The sequence below is a fragment of the Anaerobiospirillum sp. NML120448 genome (assembly GCF_023050945.1).
GTDB lineage: Bacteria > Pseudomonadota > Gammaproteobacteria > Enterobacterales > Succinivibrionaceae > Anaerobiospirillum.
Genome location: NZ_JALKIM010000068.1, coordinates 1 through 19,901, shown reverse-complemented (window position 1 = coordinate 19,901; position 19,901 = coordinate 1). Strand labels below are relative to the sequence as shown.

The 19,901-nt window shown below is 39.7% G+C and carries 13 protein-coding genes and 1 tRNA gene; 9 read left to right on the top strand and 5 right to left on the bottom strand.

The genetic code is table 11. From position 1 onward, the window contains the following. Positions 1 to 244: 244 nt before the first annotated feature. Together MXE38_RS09950 and MXE38_RS09945 are read right to left on the bottom strand one after the other, a co-directional pair. Positions 245 to 694 (bottom strand): hypothetical protein, encoded by a 450-nt coding sequence (locus tag MXE38_RS09950; RefSeq protein ID WP_246914362.1) that lies wholly within the window; start codon positions 692 to 694, stop codon positions 245 to 247. 316 nt (positions 695 to 1,010) lie between these two features. Then, positions 1,011 to 1,086: transfer RNA gene (locus MXE38_RS09945), tRNA-Thr, on the bottom strand. A gap of 954 nt (positions 1,087 to 2,040) precedes the next feature. On the opposite strand from MXE38_RS09945, the gene MXE38_RS09940 reads away from it, so the two are divergent. Further along, the gene (locus tag MXE38_RS09940) at positions 2,041 to 5,454 is read left to right on the top strand and encodes an ATP-binding protein (RefSeq protein WP_246914361.1); all 3,414 of its coding nucleotides are present in this window, start codon (positions 2,041 to 2,043) and stop codon (positions 5,452 to 5,454) included. A gap of 289 nt (positions 5,455 to 5,743) precedes the next feature. On the opposite strand, the gene MXE38_RS09935 is transcribed toward MXE38_RS09940, so the two are convergent. Next, positions 5,744 to 6,604: an AraC family transcriptional regulator gene (locus tag MXE38_RS09935; protein ID WP_246914360.1), complete on the bottom strand. Its 861-nt coding sequence runs from the start codon at positions 6,602 to 6,604 to the stop codon at positions 5,744 to 5,746. A gap of 634 nt (positions 6,605 to 7,238) precedes the next feature. Here MXE38_RS09935 and MXE38_RS09930 point away from each other — a divergent pair. The 6 genes from MXE38_RS09930 (at position 7,239) to MXE38_RS09905 (ending at position 17,265) form a co-directional block, all read left to right on the top strand. Continuing rightward, on the top strand, positions 7,239 to 9,794 hold the full coding sequence (locus tag MXE38_RS09930) for a TIM-barrel domain-containing protein (protein ID WP_246914359.1): 2,556 nt from the start codon (positions 7,239 to 7,241) through the stop codon (positions 9,792 to 9,794). A 298-nt stretch (positions 9,795 to 10,092) separates the two neighbouring features. Continuing rightward, a complete protein-coding gene (locus MXE38_RS09925) occupies positions 10,093 to 11,154 on the top strand; it encodes a TRAP transporter substrate-binding protein (RefSeq protein WP_246914358.1) in 1,062 nt (353 codons plus the stop codon). A gap of 15 nt (positions 11,155 to 11,169) precedes the next feature. Then, positions 11,170 to 11,703: a TRAP transporter small permease gene (locus MXE38_RS09920; RefSeq protein WP_246914356.1), complete on the top strand. Its 534-nt coding sequence runs from the start codon at positions 11,170 to 11,172 to the stop codon at positions 11,701 to 11,703. Between the two features lie 18 nt (positions 11,704 to 11,721). After that, positions 11,722 to 13,023, top strand: coding sequence for a TRAP transporter large permease (locus tag MXE38_RS09915; protein ID WP_246914354.1), 1,302 nt, complete (start codon positions 11,722 to 11,724; stop codon positions 13,021 to 13,023). Between the two features lie 293 nt (positions 13,024 to 13,316). Then, positions 13,317 to 16,058 carry a TIM-barrel domain-containing protein gene (locus MXE38_RS09910; protein WP_246914352.1) on the top strand — a complete coding sequence of 914 codons (2,742 nt, stop codon included), beginning with the start codon at positions 13,317 to 13,319 and terminating at the stop codon, positions 16,056 to 16,058. A 514-nt stretch (positions 16,059 to 16,572) separates the two neighbouring features. Then, a complete protein-coding gene (locus tag MXE38_RS09905) occupies positions 16,573 to 17,265 on the top strand; it encodes a response regulator (RefSeq protein ID WP_246914350.1) in 693 nt (230 codons plus the stop codon). A 148-nt stretch (positions 17,266 to 17,413) separates the two neighbouring features. Here the strand turns inward: MXE38_RS09905 and MXE38_RS09900 are convergent, their stop codons facing one another. Continuing rightward, positions 17,414 to 17,587: a hypothetical protein gene (locus MXE38_RS09900; protein ID WP_246914348.1), complete on the bottom strand. Its 174-nt coding sequence runs from the start codon at positions 17,585 to 17,587 to the stop codon at positions 17,414 to 17,416. 403 nt (positions 17,588 to 17,990) lie between these two features. Here MXE38_RS09900 and MXE38_RS09895 point away from each other — a divergent pair, with 403 nt between their 5' ends. Then, on the top strand, positions 17,991 to 18,395 hold the full coding sequence (locus MXE38_RS09895; protein ID WP_246914346.1) for a hypothetical protein: 405 nt from the start codon (positions 17,991 to 17,993) through the stop codon (positions 18,393 to 18,395). 48 nt (positions 18,396 to 18,443) lie between these two features. Continuing rightward, positions 18,444 to 18,593 (top strand): hypothetical protein, encoded by a 150-nt coding sequence (locus MXE38_RS09890; RefSeq protein ID WP_246914344.1) that lies wholly within the window; start codon positions 18,444 to 18,446, stop codon positions 18,591 to 18,593. Positions 18,594 to 19,246: 653 nt separating this feature from the next. Here the strand turns inward: MXE38_RS09890 and MXE38_RS09885 are convergent. Then, entirely contained in the window at positions 19,247 to 19,759 is a 513-nt protein-coding gene (locus tag MXE38_RS09885) for a hypothetical protein (protein WP_246914342.1), read from the bottom strand. Positions 19,760 to 19,901: the final 142 nt, after the last annotated feature.

The following is a 19,901-nucleotide window of genomic DNA, read 5'->3' as shown; positions in this document are numbered from 1 at the left end:
AAGCATACAGAGAGGAGTTTGCAAAACGAAACTCAGCAGAGATAGTTGCAAATCATGTAAATGAAAACAATCCTAAGCCTGAGTACATTGATCTTTCAGGTGAGGAGGTTCCTTTGCAATTTTCTTAGTGCATTAGGTTCATATTATACTTCCCACAAGTGGATATCGTATGCCTGATAAAATAAGGGGGTTTAGGAGTGATTTAATGAAAATTAGTTTTTCCAAGAATTAGATGAACATTCCACTAGCTTTGATTTTGCATTGAGCTAATTACTTCTTTTGCTCTTTGCTGAATTTCAAAATCAGCTAGATCTCCCTCAAAACCACATCTAGTACCATGATCAATTTTAGTTTCATCGTCTTTAAACTCTAGAAAAATTTTAATACGCTCTTGAAGTGGTTTGGTATGTTTTTTCCATGGCTTGCGTTCTGCAATACGAGCTTCAGCCTCAGGGTATAATTCAGGATGTTCAGAAAGGCGCTTAATAGCGGCTTGTGCCAGCTCTTCGTTAGCTAATTCAATAAGAGCAGCCTTTTTCAAATGATCATCAAGCCAAGCCTTATAGTTCTCAACATAAGGATCTTGAAAACGAGGAGAGTTCTCGTCTCCAAAGAATATTTCCATACATTGATCTGGGGTTAGACCAGCCATACGCTGCTCAAGAGTTAGTTCAGTGTTAGCATTCTCACTCATAACATTCACCATAAAATCACATGGATAAGAAATTGCCTTATTTATTTGGCTTTGGCTCAGTTTATCAAACTCTAATCAAGTAAAAAGATGCTTTGTTATAAGAAATTTGACGCATATTCAAATTTATGGATAAATAGCAGGAATGTGAGTATACAAAGGGTAGTTATTACAGCCTTTCTTTCTTGCTGGACTTGTTTAATTGAGGGGTACGAAATATGGCTTTGATATTGATTTAACAATGTGTATTTAAGCTTATGGGAGAGTAATAAGAAAAGCTATTGGGTGGGGCGAAATAAGCAACTCAGGAGTTCTTGAGTGGTGCTGGATACAAGGCTTGAACTTGCGACCTTTTGATTACGAATCAACTGCTCTACCTACTGAGCTAATCCAGCAAAAACCAAGATTTTAAGCGGTATTGCACTGCTTTGTTCGTGCGCTATTCTAGCAAAATGCTTGTTTTTGGTAAAGGATTTTATTAATCGCCCCCGCTAAGCAAAGCGTACCTTCTAATACTAGTTAAGAATACAGCCAAATTTATGTATAGAGCTCTCACTAAAGACAAGGGGCTAAAACCATAGCTATAGCCAAGGCTACAGTCAGGTGTGTAAATATGTAAAAAATAGCGCTTTGTTTATAAACAAATTTTTAGGGCTTGTTATTGGCAATAAATGCGATAAATAAGCCAAATAAATGAATATTTATGGGCATAAATATAGGCAAAATTGATGTAAACAAACTGTGTTTTTGTTTTGATTTTTACACTTTATTTACAAAGCATTATAAAAAATTAGCACCCTTTATATACTTACTTTCATAGAATAAGCACACTAGCTAAACGCTAACCAATGCTAGAGCAATGAGGCCAAGGTATCAGTCTCTCACATGCTTACTATCAAAGGTAATATAGTTTCTAACTCAGCTAAATTACCTCATACCTGCGGCCTCCTTTCTAGCACAGCTAGTTTGTTGTGCGCCTGCTCGCTATCTGCAATAAAGTGTGCGTAGACACTTTAAAAGAAATATAGATGAGCGGCAGGTCATCCCCTTTTTGAGCGCTTAATTGCGCTTTTTTTGTCTCTAAAACAATCTCATCTTAAGTTACCAATGCCTATCATAGGCTCAAGCATGTAATCACCTTTTACCTTTTTTCAGCTGTAAAGCAGGTCGTTCTTTATTGGCTGGCTCGGGCTCTTGATAGGGCTATTGAGCGTGGCGCTGGAGCGGGCGCTAAAACATTGATACGGAGCCTAGGGGATGGCTAGTGCTGCTACAATCTTGCAAATATTTTAGGTAGTGCTTATTCTTTATCTAATGGCAGCGGAGTGTTAAAGCAAGAGGGTACAGATATGGCAGCATATGATAGTAAAGATCTGGATGTTTCTTTAGTTAGTAAAGAACAATTTACTTCTATTGATGATTTACATCAGTCTAAATCTATTAAGTTGTATGAATGCCCTGATAATCATAATAGTGCTGAGCAAATGTTAGCTAAGGGGCAGCAGGGGGATAATATCGATAGTGGTATTGTGCCTACCGATGCTTTTTATTTATCTGAGCAAAATGCTGACTCTCAAAGAGAAGACCCAACTACAGTCTTTAAAGAGCAAAAACCTCAGCTGTATGATTTAAGCACAGTAGAGTTAAGTAATACTGCCATTGCGCCAGAGACGCTTTCTTTGCATACACTCTACAATACAGAGCTTAATAGCAGTCAAACTAAAGCCGATATAACAGGGCAAGTATTATCGGGGGATATAGCTATTGAGCTTAGTTCAAGTAGCGTAAACAGTCGTAGCAATAGTGATAAAAACGCCCGTAACGAAAGAGGCAAGCTTAAGATTTTCTTAGGTGCTGCTCCTGGCGTAGGTAAAACTTTTGCCATGCTTACCGAGGCTAATGAAAAACGTAAGCAGGGTATGGATATTGTTATAGGCTGGATTGATACTCATGGCCGTAATGATAGCCAATCTATTTTAAGCCAGTTGGAAATAGTACCTCGCTTACATGAATTGGTACATGGCTGTAGTTATGAGCGTCTTGATGTACAGGGTATTATTAAGCGTAACCCAGATACTGTAGTTATTGATGAAATGCCTTGGACTAATCCTCCTTATTGCACCAACAATAAGCGTTGGCAGGATATTGATGAAATTTTAGACCATGGCATTAATGTTTATTCTGCTCTTAACATTCAGCATTTAGACAGTCTTAATGGCGTGGTAGCACGAGTAACGGGAGTTGAGTTTTTAGAAACTGTACCTGATAGTATTTTTGATCGTGCCGATGAAATACGCTTAGTTGACTTGCCGCCTGATGATTTAATCTTACGCCTCGAGTCAGGCAAGATTTTCTTACCTCCTGCTGTAGAAAAGGTAAAAGCTAATTACTTTAAGAAAAGTAATTTGATAGCTTTGCGTGAATTGACCTTACGTTATATGACTAATAGGGTTGATTCTGATGCTAAGTTAAACCGCCATAATAGCGCTCATGAGTCAGTTGAAGATACCAATTTTGGTTTGCTCTTAGTTTTAGAGTACATCACTGATTTAGATGCTATTAGACAGGCGGCACGTATTGCTCATAGCTTGTCTGGAGGCTGGCATTGTATTTTTGTTAAGAGACAAAGCCTAAACGATAAAGAGGGCCATGAAGTTAATAGCATGCTCCAGTTTGCCCAATCGTTAGGTGCTACTACTGATATTGTAGTGGGCTCTTATGCTCAGGCTGTTAGTGGTTATGCCAGATCGCATAATTTGTCCATTGTGGCAATTGTGCCTACTAGTCGTTGGCGCTTTGCTTTGCAAAGACGTTTCTTAAGAGAAAATGCCCCAGAGCTAAACATCTTATCTTTAACCTATAAGGCTAAAACTCCTAAGTTTAAGCAGCGCTTGAGTAATCTCTTTAAACGTCGCTCAGGACAAAGTTTAGGTATTATCCAAGTTATTATTGGTAATTTGCTCTTGTCAGCATTGTTCTATCCTTTATTTGGCATGGTGCACAGAACCAATTTTGCCATGGGTTATTTAATGCTGACTTTTTACTTCTCAGTGCGTTATGGAACCATTGCCGCTTCTTTATCTGCTTTTATTTCTATTTTCTGTTTTGATTTATGGAGTGTAGAGCCAAGAGGTTCCTTGGTTATTTCTGATATTCAGTATTTTTGGTCGTTTATGACCATGCTCATTGTAGGTTTAGTTGCGGCTCGCTTAATTGCCCATCGTCAAGAAATGACTTATGAAGCTAATAGCAGAGAACAACAAACACGCATGCTTTATGATGCAGCACGTGATATGTCTCCTGCTACTGATGATGGGACTGTGTTTAATATTATTGTGCGTATTATGCACAATGACTTAAACATTGATTGTGAATTTTGGCGCTATGACAAGGGTAGTGACAATATCATTAGACAGCAAAGCAAATTACAAGGTGTGGATGTCAACATAGTGCGCTGGTGTATAAACAACAAACAAGAGGCGGGAGAGGGTACAGCTAATTTTATGCATACTCAGTATTTATATTTACCGCTAGTTAGCTCTACTGAGGTCTTTGGTGTAGCAGTGTTAAAGCTATGCGATACCAAATTATGGCTTGATCCTAATTCCCAGCGCTTAATTTTGGCTTTAATTGCTCTTACTAGCCAGACTTTAGAGCGCTTAAGATCTGTAGAAGAAGCACGCCAAACTTTAATGAATATGGAGGCCTCACGCCTACGTAATTCTGTATTGCAATCTTTATCTCACGACTTGCGTACTCCTTTAACCTCAGTAATGAATAATGCTGAGACCTTGGTAAGTAAGATTAATAAAAAGGAGTATGACTTAGCTCTGCACGAGGCTCAAGATTTATTCGATAGTACGCAACGCTTAGTAAGATTAACCAGTAATCTTATTGAAATGGCACGTCTGCAAAATGATGTTGTAACCTTAAAGAAAACCTGGTTTCCACCAGAAGAGCTCATTGGTATGGCTAAAGCCTCATTAAAAGATAGGCTCAAGAAATTTAATGTTATTACCAAAATTTCAGATACTTGCCCTCTGATATATGGAGATCCCGTATTGCTTGAGCGTGTCTTAGCTAATATTTTAGATAACGCCACCAAGTACTGTAATGATGGGGCAACCATCAAAATTGAAGCTTGCCAAGAAGATAATATGCTTAACCTTTCTATTAGTGACAATGGCCCTGGTTTGCCAGAGGATAAGCAACAATTGTTCGAGCCATTCCGCCGTGGAAAAAAAGAAAGCACTATTGCTGGAGTAGGTTTGGGCTTAGCTATTTGTAAAAATATAGCACAAGTACACAATGGTCAAATAACAGCTTCCAATGGCGACATGAGAGGAGCTTGTTTTACCTTGTCTTTACCAATAGTAGAGCCTCCAGAGCTTGACGATGAGGAGCTCATGTTGCAAAAAATTCAAGCCTCTGAGCACAAAGACGGCTCTTTAGCCCCGTTAGAACTTATGGAAAGCAATTTAAATAGCCAAGACCAAGCCATTTTAGCCACCAGTTCACCACTTAACCACCAATGGCAAGAGCCAGGGCTTGCGACAGGGCAAGGGCCAGAACAAGGACTAGAGCAAGCCCATTCCTGTGATGATGATGATGATGATGATGATGTTTATCTTGCGCTTAAGGATAATGGCAATCATGATAACTACGATGGCACTCAGAATAAGGATGCTCCAACTTTAGATTCTATTATTAAGAGTAAAGAACCTCATAAAAAAGGCAAATATGATGATTTAATCATTGGTTAACTCATTTACCAGTGCCTGCTTTATCACTTATGAGTGAGCGGGCGCTTATCAACACATGGCGCACAAACAAAAGCTTTACAAGTAATGCCCTTACTTAGCCTTGCAAAGCAAAAGCTAGCGCTAGCACTTTGGTTGGGGCTTACTAGCGTAAGCAGATGCATTGCAATGCTGTTTGCTGTATTGCGTCGCAATGCATGATGTTGTGTCTTGCAATGTATTGCTGCGCTGTGGTGCGCTGTGTAGAGCTGTGTTGTGATGCTTGGCCTTGATAGGCTAGGACGGTATAGCGCTATGAGAGTTTGGCGGCTGTTGGCGTAAGGAGGTTCTTACTATCACGCATTTTGCGTATTTGGGTACAGAATTTTTTAGGACTTTGGTTGTTGTTTTTGATAAAAACACGCTCAAAGTGAGTGAGACTGCCAAAACCCACTTCAATGGCAATTTCAGTAATAGTTTTGTTGCTTTCTACAAATAGTCTTTGGGCATGCAGAATACGTATTTTGTTAATGTATTCTACAAAGCTACAACAGGTAAATCTCTTAAACTCTCGGCACAAGTAAGACTTAGAAATAAAGAAGCGCTCGCATAGTTCATCAAGACTTATTTCTTGGAAATAGTGCTGGTGTACATAAGAAATAATACTGGCCATCTTAGGCTCACTAAGCGCCTGATGTGTGTTGCTTTTAGCTCGGGCTGCCCCAATAACTATTAATTGCAAAAGAGCTTGCATGGCAACATGGGCAAAATCTTGGTGGCTATCTTGCTCTTGGATCATTTGACATAAGAGCTGATGAAATAGCTCTTTGTGGCTATCACTACCCATATGGTGAGGGGTAAGATCGCCTTTAAACTTTTCTTGTAGTTCAGGACTAATGAGCTCTGGCTGGAAGTATAAAACCAAGCGCTCAAACTTAACATCCTCAGCTGAATAGGAGTGATGCATAGTGTAGGGTGGAAAAACAATAAAGTCGTGAGGCTCCATGCAATAAGAGCTATTACCAATTACTACATTGCGTTGGCCTTTCTCTAAATAAAAGAGCTCATAGTAAGTGTGAAAATGGCTTTGTAAAACATTATCGTTAATTGAGCAAATACGCTCAGTGGCAATGTTTTTGCCATTTTGCATAAAGATAGCAGCATTATCGATCATAAATTTCTTTAAACAACAAGCATCTTCTTAGCCTTGCTAAGCGCCCATGTATGGGGAGCGTATCAAGGTTAAGCTAATTTAGGTATTTAGTTTTCACCAGTTTTTATCAGGTGTAATTAAGCATTAGGCTTTGCCAGCACCAAGCACGATGCCTTTAGCTCCAGCTATCAAAGAGTATTGACTCTTACCTGTCTAAGATAGAGACCTCCTCAGCAAGTAATAAAACTAGAGTGTAGAGAACGATATATATCGCTAGCGCTGTCGCTGGCGCTATAGCTGTCGTTTTGCTTGGCTCGCTAAGCGTATGGGCTGGCAAGAATAATGGTCTTTAAAGCATATTAGTACTATATTGACCTGATTTAAGATTCATTGTACTGCAAATAAGAGGGGTTAAATTTATTTTGATTGATGTGTGTTGCTTAGTGAAACGGCATGTTTATGGTGTTTTTGGTTGCTGTGATGGGCTTTGATAAAAAATTGTGAGATAAATCTCATTATAGCTAGCAGTGTAAGAAATGTTGAAAATTGGCAAATTTATGACAAGAAAGGTGGGGTTTTTTTAGAGCAAAGTTTTTAAGATAAAGATAAGGGATGCACTTAAAAGGCATAAATATCACTGATATTTACAGCTAATATGCAGCGCCTTGATCTTATGCTCAATGACTTTGTTTGCGGAGAAAAATCCATGAGAGTTTGTAGCCAAGCATTATCTTGCCAAGCAGTAGATAACTACTATGCCATTAAGACTGATTGTGGTGTAGAAGTTCGTATTTACTTTATTAGTCCTGATATTGTGCGTATGCGTGCTGGCTTTGATGGAGATTTTAAAGAAAGCTCTTATTCTTTAGTGACCACTGCTTGGAAAAGCGTAACTGACGCAGTGTTAAAGGACTATCGCAAGGTAGTAGCCGTAGCTCCTAGCAAGTTAGAAGATCAAGGGGAGTGCTTTGTCATTAGCTCTGAGAGCTTAGTAGTAAAGATTGCTAAAGATCCTTACCAAATTTCTATCTTATCAAGATCTGGTGAGGTGTTGCACCGTGATTGCGTTGATTTAGCTCTACAAGAAGATAGCAATAAGCGCCGTGTTCACGTAAGTGAAATTGAGCCTACTGATGGTTTTTATGGCTTTGGTGAAAAGAGTGGTGAGTTTAATAAGCTTGAGGCGGTAATGACTATGTCTCCTACCGACGCTATGGGCTACAACCCTCAAAAGACCGACTCTTTATACAAGCATATTCCTTTTTATATCAAGCTTAGCAAAGTTACTGGCAAGGCTTGTGGCTATTTTTACCACTCAAGCTGTGAATGTGACTTTGATATGGGTCGCCGCAAGAGCAATTATTGGCACATGCATTCAAGCTTTAGAGCTAATAGTGGCGATATCGACTTATTCTTTATTAATGGCCCACAAGTAAGCAAAGTAGTAGAGCGCTATACCGATTTAACAGGCAAGTCCATTATGCTTCCTAAGGCAGCTTTAGGCTATTTAGGTTCCTCTATGTACTATGCTGAGTTAGATAAAGACTGCGATCTGGCTATTGAAACCTTTATTAACAATGCTCATGAAGAAATGATGCCTATTGATGGCTTCCAGCTATCATCAGGCTATTGCACAGCTCAAACTAGCGCTGGATTAAAGCGTTGCGTCTTTACTTGGAATGAAGAGCGCTTTGCTAATCCTCAAGCTTACTTTACTCGTATGGATGAGCTGGGCATTGTAGTTTCCCCTAATGTAAAACCTGGCATTTTATGCGTCCATCCACAGGTACAAGATATGATTGACCATGACATCTTTGTTAAGGATGAACATGAGGACAAGCCTGCTGTTGGTACCTGGTGGGGCGGTAAAGGCTACTTTGTTGACTTTACTCAAGAACAGACCCGTAGCTATTGGAAGCAACAGTTAAAAGAGCATTTATTTGCCTACGGTTGCTATAGCATTTGGAACGACAATTGTGAGTATGACAGCTTAGTTAACAAAGATGCTCGTATTTATGTTGAGGGCTTAGGTGGCACCATTGGTGATTACAAGTCAGTAATGAGCAATTTAATGTGCCATATTACCATTGAGGCTTTAAAGGAGTACTTCCCAAATAAGCGTCCTTTTGTGGTTTGCCGCTCTGGTCATGCTGGTATTCAGCGCTATGCTCAAACTTGGTCAGGCGATAATCTAACTTGCTTTGAGGCCTTAAAGTACAACGTAGGTACTATGCTTGGCATGTCCTTATCAGGTGTTGCTAACCAAGGCTCTGATATTGGCGGCTTCTATGGTATTGCTCCATCAGAGGAATTATTTGTTCGCTGGGTACAAAATGGTATCTTCCAGCCACGTTTTTCCATTCACTCAGTAAATACCGATAACTCTGTTACTGAGCCTTGGATGTACAGCTCCACTAAGCATTTAATTCGTGATGCTATTAAATTACGCTATCGTTTAAGCCCTTATTTCTACTCTTTAATGGTTCGTGCTCATGAGACAGGCTTGCCTTACTTTAGCCCAATGCTTATGGAGTTCCAGCATGATCCTAAGGTTTTCGATGAGCAATTTAACTTTATGCTTGGCTCTGCCTTATTAGTAGCTAATGTATTAGAAAAAGGTCAAAGCAAGCGTACGGTTTACTTCCCTAAAGATGAGGTCTTTTACGACTTTAAGACTTGTGAGCGCTATGAAGGCGGTCAAAGTGTAGATTTTGATGTGGACTTAGCTTCCATTCCTATGTTTATCCGCTCTGGTCAAATTTTACCTATGGCTGGCCATGATCTTAATAATCTACAAAAAGATGAGCTTAAGTCTTTAGAGGTAATTTGTGCTCCTGATGTAGATGGCTCTTTTACCTTGTACGAGGATGATGGTAAGAGCAATGATTATCTCAACGGTCAATACTTAAAGACTTATATCAAGATGACCGCTGGTGATTTAACCAAGCTTGATTTTACTTATGAAGGTAAGTATCAGTCCTCAATTGCTGATATGAAGCTTAAGGTCATTCATAAGGGTAAGTGCCCATTCTATGTAAATTTACAGGGTCAAAAACTAGAACACTTCTTAGTGCGCAATCAATTTGAAAAGGCCACTAGCGGTTGGTATTACTCACAATCTACCCAGTGCGTTGAGATTAAATACCCAAATATCAAGAAAAACTACCAGGTAGTTATCTCCTATGAGCCTTTTGACATGATTGGTATGTAGTTATTGTTACTGCTAAAGCTTATGTGCCTAATTTGAGGTCGTTAGAGTAGGGCATAAAGTTCTGCTTAAACAAGGGAGGAGCCATAGGCTTTAGGGTAGTTCTAATAGGGCTTAGTCTGCCAAGCATAGCCTGTTAGGTTTAGTCTGCGAGGCTAAGCTCTCCAAGTAGCTCTTATTTCTCTGCTCAAAACAGCATTAAGCTTCATGTTTGCTCATGAGGTTAGCTAAGTTGCGCCTGTTAATCAGGATTGGGCGGGGGAAAAGGTATATTTTGGTTTGTTGTTGAGGAAAGGAAATTATGAGAAAACTGTTAAAAACAGTAGCTCTTAGTACTGCCGCTCTGGCTCTTTGCTTGGGGCTAAGTGGTTGTCGTGAGCAGTCTGCCAGTAGCTCTGCTGAGGCTACTGCTGATAAGCCTATGATTTTAACTTTAGCCCATGGCTTGTCAGAAACTCATACTGTACATATTGCCATTTCACAATTTGCTGATGAGTTAGAAAAGCGTACTGATGGTCGTATCAAAGTACGTATTTTTGCTAATGGTCAATTAGGCTCTGAGCTTGAGCAAATGGAGCAGGTAATGGCTGGTGTCATCTCCATGACCAAAGTAGCCTCTCCAATGCTGGCAACTTATGATGATGCCTATCATACCTTTGGTTTACCTTACATCTTTAATGGTACTCAGGACTTCTATGACACCATGGATGCTCCTTTAATGTATGACTTTTTCCAAAGCAGTAAGGATAAGGGCTTTGTGACCTTAACTTACTACACCTCAGGTGCTCGTTCTTTCTACACAGTTAATAAGCCTATTCGTACTCCAGCCGATCTTAAGGGCATGAAGATACGTGTCCAAGACATGAAGTCTCAAACTGAAATGATTTCTGTTATGGGTGGTACTCCAGTAGCTATGGCCTATGGTGATGTGTTTACCTCCTTACAAACAGGCATTATTGATGGCACTGAAAACAATGAGACTGCACTTACCAATGGTAAACATGGTGAAATTTGTAAGGTTTACTCCACTGATCAACACGCCATGATTCCTGATGCTTTAGTAATTTCCTCCAAAATTTGGGATTCTTTGAGCCCAGAGGATCAAAAGATTATGGTAGAGGCAGCCCGTAATTCTACTGTATCCCATCGTGATATGTGGGATAGCGCTATTGCTGAGGCAATTGAAGAAGCTAAAACAAAGATGGGCGTAACCTTTGTCAATGACGTGGATAAAGATGCCTTCCGTGAGGCTACTAAGGGCATGGTTGCTAAATACTCACAAGAATACCCAGGGGTGGCTAAGATGATTGATCTGATTAGCACTATCCGCACACAAGCCGCTACTAGCACTAGTAATGAATAAGGGGGAGGCTTAATTATGTATGAGTTCTTAGTTAAGACTAAAAGCGTCATAAATAAGGTATTGGCTGCCTTATGTACCATTTTATTAGTGTTTATGACCTTCTTAGTAATTTGGCAGGTGTTTACTCGCTATGTCTTAAACGATCCAGCCTCCTTTACCGAAGAGTTAGTGCGCTATTCTTTAATTTGGACAGGCTTTATTGGTGCTGCTTACGCCTTCTCAAGTCGTGAGCATATGGCTTTAACTTTCTTACGAGACAAGCTTGAGCCTAATAAAAAGCGCTTAGTGACCATTGGTGTAGATGCCTTAATTTTAATATTTGCTTTTGCCATTTTATTTGTAGGTGGCGCTAAGTTGGCCTTTGCTGCCTCTATGGAGTACTCAGCCTTATTAGGTGTGCCTCGCTCTTTAGTCTATGCCATGGCTCCAGTTTCAGGTCTCTTCATTGTAATCATTCAGATTATCAATATTTATGAAGATTACACAGGTGTTAGCTTATCTGTAGAGAACACTGGTAAGCAAAATGAAAATAGCAACTCCAAGAATTAATAGTTAGGGGGTTTTCATATGTCTATTGCTTTAACAGCGGTAATTTTGTTTGCCGTATTCTTCTTACTATTGGCCATTAGTGTGCCAGTAAGTGTCAGTATTGTAATTGCCTCAGTAGTAACAGGTTTATCCAGCCTTAATTGGGAGCAATTAAGCTTTATCATCATGCAAAAGATGAACTCTGGTGTTGAGAGCTTCTCTTTGCTTGCTGTTCCTTTATTTATCTTGGCAGGCAATATTATGAACAATGGTGGTATTGCTCGTCGTATGATTAATTTTGCCAAACTATTCTGCGGCTTTATCCCAGGCTCTTTGGCACAAACCAACGTATTAGGCAATATGCTTTTTGGTTCTTTAGCTGGTTCTGCTGTGGCTGCTGCCTCAGCTATGGGTGGCTCTATTGCTCCAATCCAGAAAGAAGAAAAGTATGATATGGCCTTTGCCACTGCTGTAAATATTGCCTCTGCACCTACAGGTCTGTTAATTCCTCCAACCTCAGCCTTCATCGTTTACTCAACTGTAGTAGGTGGTGTGTCTATTAGTGCTCTCTTTATGGCAGGCTACATTCCTGGAATTTTAATGGGCTTAGGCGTAATGGCAGTAGCTTACTTATATGCACGCTCACGTAAATATCCAACTACAGGTGTAGTGCCAGCAAAGGTAGCTCTTAAGGTAACTTTAGATGCTCTGCCAAGCTTCTTGCTAATCGTTATTGTAATTGGTGGTATTGTCTCTGGCGTATTCACAGCTACAGAGGGTGCGGGCGTGTGCGTAGTATATTGCTTGTTCTTATCTGTGCTTTATCGCTCTATTACCTATAAGTCTTTTATGAAGATTTTGGTAGATAGCGCCTGTGTAAGTGGCATTATTCTCTTCTTAATTTCAGCCTCTTCTGCTATGTCTTGGGTGATGGCTTTCTCTGGCATTCCAACTGCTATTGCCGAGGGTTTAACTTCTATTAGTGATAACAAGTATGTCATTTTCTTCTTAATTAACATCATTCTTTTGTTAATTGGTATGTTCATGGACATTACTCCTGCTATCTTAATTTTCACCCCAATTTTCTTACCAATTTGTACCTCTTTAGGTATGGATCCTGTGCACTTTGGCGTAATGTTAATTTTTAACATGTGCTTAGGTTCTATGACTCCTCCTGTAGGTTCAGTATTGTTTGTAGGTTGTGGCATTACCAAGATGTCAATTGAAAGAGTGAGTGCTATGTTAGTACCTTATTTCTTAGTCTTGATTGCTATCTTAATGCTTATTACCTATGTGCCAGCCATTAGCTTAGCAATACCTCAAGCTTTAGGCTTAATGTAAATATAAAAGGAGCAAGCTGCTAGATAGTAGCCTTGCTCTTTTAAATTAAAACTTAAAAAAATCAGCCTTAACAACCAATTGAAATTTGCTTTGTAGTTATCTCCATTAATTTAAAATACCAAAATTCTTGTATTGTTTGCTTTGTTAACTTTGCTTTTACCATCGTTAAAAGCAAAACCACAGTTTCTTAATACTTAAACAGCATAAATGTTGAGGGTTGGCCTTTGAAAATTTACTTTTCACAGGCTGAGCCTCTTTTTAAAAAATATCTAAGGTAGTAAGTAGGTGCAGATATGATAGTAAAGAAGTTTGAGCGCCTTTTTAAAACTAACAACGGCTTTTTAGTTCAGGGTAAAGAGGCTTTAATCAAGCTCGTATTTATGACTGATGACATTGTTCGTATTCGTGTTAGCTTCGATGGACAATTTGATGAGCACTCCTATGCTTTAGTTAAAACAGCTTGGGATGATGCCTTAGATCCTATTTTTAAAGATGAGCGTGAGCGTATCACTCCTGTTGAGGTGAAATACCAAGAACAAGAGAAAGTAGTGGAGTTTGAGACTACCACTATTAAGTTAGTGCTCAACAAAGAGCCTTTATCTTTTTGTTTAATTGATAAAAAGAGCAATCAAGTAGTTTACTCTGACCTTAAAGATCGTGCTTATGAGCAGGATCATTTAGGCCGTCTTTTCCATTACAGTGCTATTGATCCTAAATATGATCACTTTTTTGGTTTTGGTGAAAAGACTGGTCATTTAGACAAAAAAGGCCGTCATATGCGTACTTGCCCAAAGGATGCTATTGGCCATGATCCTGAGTTTGGCGAGCCATTATACAAGCACATTCCGTTTTATATTCGTGTCAATGAAATGTTAGGCTCCTATGTAGGCTTGTTCTACAACAATAGCCACGACTGTGCTTTTGATATGGGTAATGAGCGTAGTGGCTACTGGGATCCATACTGCTATTATCAAGTAGATGGCGGCGATATTGATTTATTCTTAATTTATGGCCCAAGCCTTAAAAAAGTAGTAGAGCGCTATACTTATTTAACTGGCACTACTGCCATGCCTACCATGCAGTCTTTAGGCTTTACCTCTTCAACTATGTATTATGCTGAGCTCGAGAAGAACTGCGATCAGGAAATCTATCAAGTAATTAACAAGCACTTAAGTGAAGATCTCTATATTGATAATTTCTGGCTCGCAAGTGGCTACAGTGCTGGTGAAAAGGACAAATTACGCTATACCTTTAACTGGAATTACCAGCGCTTCCCAGATCCAAAAGCTTTCTTTGCTACTTTAAATGAGCAAGGCATTAATGTTATTCCTAACTTAAAGCCAGGCGTACTCATGGGCCACCCTTACAAGGATTACTATCTTGAAGCCGATGCCCTTATTAAGTGTGCTCCAGACACCACCACTCAAGCTCACTACAACTTATCCTCAGCCTTAAGCAAAGAAGGCCTAAGCCCATATAGCACCAACGCTAGCGCTAGCAGCTGCGCTGATAGCGCCAGCAGCTGCGCTTGCGCCGCTAGCGCTGATAGCAGCGCCAGTGCTGACCACAATTACATTGGTCGTTGGTGGGGTGGCCCTGGCTACTTTGTTGACTTTACTGGCCCTAAAGGACGTAATGCTTGGAGACACTTACTTGAGGAAAATATCCTTAAGATGGGTACCAAGACAGTATGGAATGATAATAATGAGTATGATGGCGTAGAGGATAGAAATGCCTTAGTCGATGCCGAGGGTCGTGGCGGTACTATGGCTGAATACAAGCCAATTCAGTCCTTAATGATGGCCTATACAGGTAAAGAGGCTATTGCCAATGTTTACCCTAATGAGCGTCCATACATTATTAACCGTGCAGGCTATTCAGGTATCCAGCGCTATGCTCAGGTATGGGGTGGTGATAATTTAACTGATTGGCGTACCTTAAAGTTTAATGTTGCTACTATTTTAGGCATGGGCTTATCAGGTGTTGCCAATACTGGTAGTGATATTGGCGGCTTTGCAGGCCCAGCTCCTGAGGGTGAACTCTTATTACGTTGGATTCAAAATGGAATTTTCCAACCTCGTTTTACCATGAACTCAGCCAATAGCGATAATACCGTAACTCAGCCATGGATGTACCAAGAGTACTTACCTCAGATTAAGGCTGCTTATGCTTTACGCTATCGCTACTTAATTTATTTATATTCTTTAATGCGTCAGGCTAACCTCAAGGGCAGCCCTGTATTACGTCCTTTATTCTACGAGTTTGAGCATGACTTAAAGGCTATTAATGATAAAAACTTAACCTTTATGTATGGCCCATATTTATTAGTTGCTAACGTCTTAGAGAAGGGACAAAAAGAGCGTCCTATTTACTTGCCAGAGGGTCATACTTGGTACGATCTCAACGACAACTTTAAGCCATATGCTGGTGGTCAGACTATTTACTATGCTGTTGATGAAAACTCCATTCCTATGTTTATTAAGGATGAGGCCATTGTAATTAGCTCCCCTGATATTAAGCGCATTATGTTTGATAAGGTTAAGACCTTAGAGCTTACTATTTGTGCTACCCGTGCCCTTGCAGCTAAGGCTTACGGCCTTACCGATGCTCATACCCTTATGCAAGCCCAACAGACCCAGTCCCAAAGCCAAAGCTTTAGCTTTGATTACTATGAGGACGATGGCCATACTAAGGACTTTGAACAGGGCGTTTACGCTAATACTAATATTAGAGTGACCCCTGGTGAGGTTATGGAAATTAACTTTAATAAGACAGGTTCTTACGAGCACTCATATCAAAAGCTTTCCTTAAAAGTATTGTCTCCTTACAAGGGTGCCTTACATGTTACTTGCGACAACCAAGAGTTAAAGCGCTTCTTAGTTCCTGAGGACTTTAAGCAAGCTACAAGCGGCTGGTATTACAACCTTAGCAGCCGTGTCATTGAGATTAAGTGTGATCGTCCTGCCAAGGACAACTATTCCATCATAGTTTCCACTAAGCATTTTGACCTCATTGGCATGGAAAACAACGGCTAGCCATCTGGTCAAGAGAGCAAGCTTGCTGTTAGCAATCCTGCTGGCGGCAAACTTGCTGGTAGCAAGCTTGCTAGCGAGCGTTCATATCAGAGCGCAATCCTTGGTGATGGCCATATCAACACTGAGGCCATGCTAAATATCAGCATTTTCTAGCAGATAGCTTATACCTAGGCTAAGACTAATAGCGCTGTTAGAAAGTTGCTAGTAAAAGAGTTGAAAAAACTACAATGTTGGGCTGTCTTAAACCATCATACTTTAAGGCAGCTTTTTTTGTATTTAGAGGGCTTATAGCTAGATCTATGCTAGCTTTAACCATAGGATCCTATCAAATAGAATATGAGTAGTGATTTATTACAGTATTAGGGATAAAACATTGAAATTGTGTAAGGAGGCGCTAGCTTTTATTGTATGAGGCTTTATCTAATGGGTACAGCGTGCTAAATTACAAGAGCGTTGACACCAGGTGGTAGGTGTTTATCACATGTCATATAGGAACTCTTTAGGAGAGATATACATGAGTGCCACTATTTTAGTAGTTGAAGATGAAGAGCATATCCTAAAATCATTATGTATGGTACTTGAAGATGAGGGTTATACCGTATATAAGGCTAGTACCTTAAAACAAGGAACTATTGAGGCTGCTACTCGTAAGCCTTATTTAGTGGTATTAGATTTAGGTTTGCCTGATGGTGATGGTATTTTTCTCATTAAAGAGTTACGTAATTATTCTTTAGTGCCTATTATTGTGCTCTCTGCCCGTTCTAATGAAGAGCAAAAAGTATTAGCTTTAGACTCAGGCGCTGATGATTATGTTACTAAGCCTTTTGGTATTTCTGAACTCTTAGTAAGAATTAGAGTGCAATTGCGTCGTCAGACCTTGCTCAAAGAGCAAAATGATAGTTCTATTGTTCATTTGGGAACTAATGTAACTGTTGATACCAAAAAGTTATTAGTAACCAAAAATGGTCAAGACTTACATTTAACCAAGATTGAAATGCGCTTACTCTTAGTAATGATCTCTGAGAGTAACAAGGTGCTCACCCAAAGATATTTAATGCAAAGGGTATGGGGAGCTGAATATGTAGAGCACCCTCATTACCTAAGAATTTATATGGGCCGCTTGCGCAGCAAGATTGAAGATGACCCATCAGCACCAACCATCTTAATTACCGAAACAGGAGTAGGCTATCGCCTAGTGATCTCCTAAATTACCAAGGCCCCAAGCCAATCATATGGTCTGGGGCCTTGCTGTATCATCAGGCTTGGGCTCTAAATATATAGGGAAAGCTAGCCCAAGTCAGCAAATTAGCTGATGCAAAAGCAATTAATGGCTGGCTCAAATAAGTTTTGAAAGCTTACTTTTGGTTGGTAGCGTTGTTTGGGTTAGCTTTATTTTGTGCCTGCTGCATGCGCTGGGCTTTATCAGCACGTCTTTGATTTAAGTAAGCCTCAATATCACGAGAGCGATCTGTAAAGCCACTTGGGCCTTTGTCCTTATCAGACACTTTAGCCAAAATATAAGACATCATAAGAAATACTCCTTTAGGCAAAACAGTTAATGCAAACTTAAACTACATTGTATTAAGAATATTTGGCATTTATTGCTTAACAGACAAAATGTATCAGCTTCATAGTAAAATAGAGCTCTTTATTACCAAGGTGCGTAATTCCAAGCATAAGTGCCAACAACTTAGCTCCAAGTTGCTCTCCTGTAATAGCATTGGCATTGGCATTTGCATCTGCTCTAGCCTATGCACTATACATGCACCTGCGCTAGTAACTGCGCTCTTTTAGGGCCCATAAATGTACAATCTAATATGATGGCGCAACTAGCTTTGGTAGCAGCAAAGAGAGAGTTAGTATTAGTGCTCAAAAGTTTGATTGCTTATGAGCGCCTTGCCTTTATAGATAGTCAGTATTGTTAGGAAAATCATGGAAGCTTATCGTCCTATTATGCTCAATGGCTCCTATTTGGTAGCCCTTTATGCAGTAGCTTACATTAGTGCCCCTTTAACTCCTCAAGGCATTTTAGAGTATGTCGTGTTGGCGCTAGCTTCAGCATGGTTACTCTTTGGTCTTTATAATTTACAAAAAGAGCACCGTAGACCATCTTCTATGTTCTTTGGTGCTATTGCACTTATACCTTGGGCTTTTTATGGTGAGCTGTGGTATATCAACTCCAATAATGATGGTATCGACCCTCAAGTTTTTGAGCAAAATTTAAAGCATGCCATTATGGTTTATCAAAGCTTTAAATACATGATCATGGCTTGTGCTGTAGGTGCAGCTTTAAAAGGTTTATGGTTGTCCTTTAAGAACTTTGGCTCCACTGTTTAATAGCAAGGACTCAACGCCAAGGGTTTAGGGAAAACCAGTATTGCGCCTATGTTTATTGCTGATGCTAGATCAAGTTCAGGCGTAAACCCTGGTGCTGGTGCTGGCGCTGGCGCTGACGTTGTTGCTATTGCAGTTGCTGTTGTGCAAGTTTCTCAAGCTTTAATAAGCTTAATAGCAATGGTTAGCAGGTGGTGCTAGCTTTTTTTCATAAGTTTTTCATAGTGATAGCGGATGCACCAAAGTATTTGTAATTTGACAATCGATGGTAGATGCCATAAGTGCTTAAGCAAAAGGCGCTAGGGTTCATAGCTTGATTGGGCTAAAGATGAAAAATTTGGCTTTTTATAAGCTTGGTTAAGTATAAAGCTCTAAGCAAGTAGCGCTATTCATACTTTAAAGAACAGGGCTAGTCCTTATTTGGTAGAGGCAAAAAATCTTGGCAACAAGAAAACTTTTGCTGTGCATTGGCCCAAAAAGCGCACACTTTTGATGCTAAAGCTTAGATAGTCAAGCTTGAAAACGGGCTATTTCAGGTATTTTGGTCAGATTGTGATCATTTCTGCAAATAAAGCACAACTTTGCACCAAAGTTTAGGTTTGCTCACAATTTAAATTGTATGAGCTAGCAAAAGAAACAGAGGGGCATAAAATGAAAGTACTTTTGAGAGATGTTTATTTGAAAACATCTAAGTCAGTCAAGCCCGCCTATTAGCTCTAGACGGGTTTTTTCATATCTACAGCTTATTAAATAGCTTTTTCTATATTTTTCACTAACAATACCTAGCTAACATTAAAAAAGGCAGTCTTTCTTAAAGAATACTGCCTTTTTTAGTTAAATAAAGGAAATTATTATTAGGCCCACTGGAAGCCAATAGCTTTTAAGAGATCATCAGTGCCACTTTCTTTAATTAAGCTGTCGAGCTGCTTAATAATATCATCAAGGTTTTGTACAGTAGTGGTGATTTCACTGTGGATTAATGAGCACATATCCTCATCGTCACCCACCTCGTTGGCACCATCGCTTACTACCTCTAAATAAACCTTAGCATTTTGGCCTAAGAACTTATCCAAAGCATCATGAGTATCTCTGGCTAATTGATCGTAGGTGTCCTTATCTAAGATGTTGTTTTGCAGGCATTGTTGTAAAAAGTTAAAAACCTGCTGATATCCCAATTCAAAATCACCCTGTAAAGCACCAATAGCTTGTTGTTGAGTGCTTTGTGCATAGGCACATTGATCTTGATCAACAGCAGTAGTGTTGGCACTAACCAATAAAAGGTGGCTAAGCGGAATCTCATAGTTGAGATCACTTAAAACAATAATTTGATCATTAGTTTTGGCATATAAACGAACACTAAAACTCATAATATTAGTAGCGCGGAAACCCCTGTCTTTAGACAGGGGAGGAAGCGCCCTCCTTTTTGATTGCAGTTAAAAATGTCTTTCGCTTTTGAATAAGCTTAAGTTTTTTAGGGGAGACAGATTTGGATATATGTTGACCATCAAT

Coding starts and splice junctions, on each gene's coding strand:
- MXE38_RS09885 (WP_246914342.1), bottom strand. CDS start 19,759: ATGAGTTTTAGTGTTCGTTTATATGCCAAAACTAATGATCAAATTATT.
- MXE38_RS09900 (WP_246914348.1), bottom strand. CDS start 17,587: ATGATGTCTTATATTTTGGCTAAAGTGTCTGATAAGGACAAAGGCCCA.
- MXE38_RS09920 (WP_246914356.1), top strand. CDS start 11,170: ATGTATGAGTTCTTAGTTAAGACTAAAAGCGTCATAAATAAGGTATTG.
- MXE38_RS09915 (WP_246914354.1), top strand. CDS start 11,722: ATGTCTATTGCTTTAACAGCGGTAATTTTGTTTGCCGTATTCTTCTTA.
- MXE38_RS09950 (WP_246914362.1), bottom strand. CDS start 694: ATGAGTGAGAATGCTAACACTGAACTAACTCTTGAGCAGCGTATGGCT.
- MXE38_RS09890 (WP_246914344.1), top strand. CDS start 18,444: ATGTTTATTGCTGATGCTAGATCAAGTTCAGGCGTAAACCCTGGTGCT.
- MXE38_RS09930 (WP_246914359.1), top strand. CDS start 7,239: ATGCAGCGCCTTGATCTTATGCTCAATGACTTTGTTTGCGGAGAAAAA.
- MXE38_RS09935 (WP_246914360.1), bottom strand. CDS start 6,604: ATGATCGATAATGCTGCTATCTTTATGCAAAATGGCAAAAACATTGCC.
- MXE38_RS09925 (WP_246914358.1), top strand. CDS start 10,093: ATGAGAAAACTGTTAAAAACAGTAGCTCTTAGTACTGCCGCTCTGGCT.
- MXE38_RS09905 (WP_246914350.1), top strand. CDS start 16,573: ATGAGTGCCACTATTTTAGTAGTTGAAGATGAAGAGCATATCCTAAAA.
- MXE38_RS09895 (WP_246914346.1), top strand. CDS start 17,991: ATGGAAGCTTATCGTCCTATTATGCTCAATGGCTCCTATTTGGTAGCC.
- MXE38_RS09940 (WP_246914361.1), top strand. CDS start 2,041: ATGGCAGCATATGATAGTAAAGATCTGGATGTTTCTTTAGTTAGTAAA.
- MXE38_RS09910 (WP_246914352.1), top strand. CDS start 13,317: ATGATAGTAAAGAAGTTTGAGCGCCTTTTTAAAACTAACAACGGCTTT.